Origin of the sequence: Amorphus sp. 3PC139-8 (assembly GCF_040750475.1) — a bacterium.
In the GTDB taxonomy this organism is placed as follows: domain Bacteria; phylum Pseudomonadota; class Alphaproteobacteria; order Rhizobiales; family Amorphaceae; genus Amorphus.
In genome coordinates, this window is sequence record NZ_JABJVY010000067.1 from 1 (window position 1) to 2,647 (window position 2,647).

Sequence of the window (2,647 nt, forward strand, 5' to 3'; positions counted from 1 at the left end):
CTGCTATAGCGCGACATTCTGGGAGAGAGGTGCGCGACAATCTGGATGAGAATCTGGTGTCGCGGCGGTGATGATGATTGCGACAATGGGTGTCGCGCGCAAGTCCCTTTCTCAGTTTGATTGTCGCGGAGCGTCAGTTAGCGGCGATATCGGCGGGTGTCGCATGTGAGGCTGGCCGCCCTGGTCCTTTTCGACGCTCGACGGCCTCGCGTCGCCTGTAGCTCTCGACATTCATCTCGAAGATGGTGGCGTGATGGACGAGACGATCGACCGCGGCGAGTGTCATGGCGGGATCGGGGAAGACCTTCTCCCAGGCGCCGAAGGGCTGGTTGGCGGTGATCAGCATTGAGCGTCGCTCGTAGCGGGCGCTGATGAGCTCGAACAGCACGCTCGTCTCTGCCTGATCCTTGGTGACGTAGGCGAGGTCGTCGAGGATGAGCAGGTGGAACTTGTCGAGCTTGGCGAGAGCGCTTTCGAGCGCAAGGTCGCGCCGGGCCTGCTGCAGCTTCTGGACGAGATCGGTGGTGCGGGTGAACAGCACCCTATATCCGTTCTCGATGAGGGCGAGCCCGATGGCCGAGGCGAGATGGCTCTTGCCACCGCCTGGCGGCCCGAACAGCAGAAGATTGGCGCCCTTCTCCAGCCAGCTGTCGCCGGCGGTAATCGCCATGACCTGGGCCTTGGAGATCATCGGGACGGCGTCGAACTCGAAGGTGTTGAGGGTCTTGCCCGGCAGAAGACGGGCCTCGGCGAGGTGACGCTCGATGCGGCGGCGGTCGCGTTCGGCCAGTTCGTGTTCTGCGAGCGCGGCCAGGAAGCGGGCGGCCGGCCAGCCTTCCTTGTCGGCCTGCTCGGCGAATTGCGGCCAGATCACCTTGCTGGCGGGCAGACGCAGCTCGTTGAGAAGCAGGCTGAGCCTGGCGGGATCGATTGTCTTGTCGCTCATGCCGCACCTCCCGTCACCCCGGTGCCGATCAGGGCTTCATAGGCGTCGAGGGAAGCAAAGCGCACGACAATGTTCGGCAGGTTTGCCGGATCGGGCGCGAACCGCGCTCTCAGGACGGCCATGTCGGGCAGTTGGCGGGCCTCGAGACACGCGGAGAGCTGCTCGGCCAGTTCGCTCTCGCAGCCGCGTTCATGGGCGATGGCGAGAAGCTCGACCATGGTGCGGCAGGCCTGTCGTTCCGGCAGCCGCTCAATGAGACGGTCGAAGGTTCGCCGGTAGGCCTCGCGCGGAAACAGCTGGTCGCGGTAGACGAGGTTCATCAGCGCCATGGGCTTCCTGCGCAGGGAATGGATCACATGGCGATAGTTGACGACCTGGTCGTGCTTGCCGGAGGAGGAGGCGCGCCCGCGCGGCAGCGTCATGAGATGCGTGCCGCCGATGAAGACATCCAGACGGTCGTCGTAAAGGCGCACACGCAAGCGGTGGCCGATCAGGCGCGAGGGCACGGTGTAGAACACCTTGCGCAGGGTAAAGCCGCCCGCGGACGTGACGCGCACGGTGACCTCCTCATAGTCGGTGGTGCGCCGGTTGGGCAGTTCCTTCAGTTCGCTGCGTTCGACATCGATGCGCTTGCGATTGCGGGCGTTCATGCGGCTGACGATCTCGTCGACGAAGCGGCGGTAGGCGGCCAGGTCGTCGAAATCGCGCGAGCCGCGCATCAAAAGTGCATCCTCGATCGCCCGCTTGAGATGACCATGCGAGCCTTCGATGGCGCCGTTCTCGTGGGCGATGCCGGCATTGTTGCGCGTCGCCGTCATGCCGTAATGCCCGCACAGCTCCGCGTAGCGACGCGTCAGATCCTCGCGTGCATCCCTGTCCAGATTGCGGAAGGCCGCCGACAGGCTGTCCGAGCGATGCTCGCGCGGGACACCGCCGAGCGACCAGAGCGCGTTCTGCAGGCCTTCGGCCAGGGCGACGAAGCTCTCGCCGCCGAGCACGACATGGGCATGCTCGAAGCCGGAATAGGCGAGCCGGAAATGATAAAGCCGATGATCGAGGGGCGCTCGGGCGATGGTGATGCCGGCGCCGCCCATGTCGGTGAAATCCGACAGGCCAAGCCGCCCGGGCTCATGCACTTGCCGGAAAATGACCTCCTGTTCCTCGCCGTGAATGGCGCGCCAGGCACGGATGCGCCGCTCCAGCGTGCGGCGCACGCCACTGTCCAACTCGGGATGGCGGCGCATCATCTCCTCGAAGATGGCCACGGGTCGAATGCCGGGAGCCGCCTTCAGAAGCGGTACGACTTCATTGTCGAAAATGCCGGCAAGCGGGTCGGGCCGCCGGCGGCAGCGCGATGTCTGCTTTTGCGAGGGCAGCCGCGGATCGGTCTCGATCCGGTAGGCGGTCGCCATGCTGATCGATGCCTTCGCCGCGGCGACGGCCGTCGGATGGGTCTGTCGGAGCTTCATGTAGAGCCTCATCTGGTGATCGGTTACGTGGCGGCCAGGCACGAGGCGATTCCTCCGAATGGGAAAAACCACCCGCATACCCGACCGGCCGCGAACACCAGTGAAAGGCCCTTGAACAGCCCGCCGCCGCTGAACGGAAACTCCGGTCGGGCTACGCCCTCCCTGCGTTCCCGCCCAGCGGCGTTCTCATCCTGATTGACGCTGCCCTCTCACCTTGATTGCCGCGCCGCAC

The 2,647-nt window shown here is 65.1% G+C and carries 2 protein-coding genes; both read right to left on the minus strand.

Annotation, left to right across the window (positions count from 1 at the left end):
* Window positions 1–133: 133 nt before the first annotated feature.
* On the minus strand, window positions 134–946 hold the full coding sequence (gene istB, locus HNS03_RS25600; protein WP_367198873.1) for an IS21-like element helper ATPase IstB: 813 nt from the start codon (window positions 944–946) through the stop codon (window positions 134–136).
* Window positions 943–2,493, minus strand: a complete 1,551-nt coding sequence (gene istA, locus HNS03_RS25605) for an IS21 family transposase (protein ID WP_367198874.1) — start codon at window positions 2,491–2,493, stop codon at window positions 943–945. The genes istB and istA overlap by 4 nt, the downstream gene beginning before the upstream one ends.
* Window positions 2,494–2,647 lie beyond the last annotated feature (154 nt).

What these genes read in the sequence shown, in the direction of transcription:
- istB (WP_367198873.1), bottom strand. Translation starts at nt 946, where the DNA reads ATGAGCGACAAGACAATCGATCCCGCCAGGCTCAGCCTGCTTCTCAAC.
- istA (WP_367198874.1), bottom strand. Translation starts at nt 2,493, where the DNA reads ATGCGGGTGGTTTTTCCCATTCGGAGGAATCGCCTCGTGCCTGGCCGC.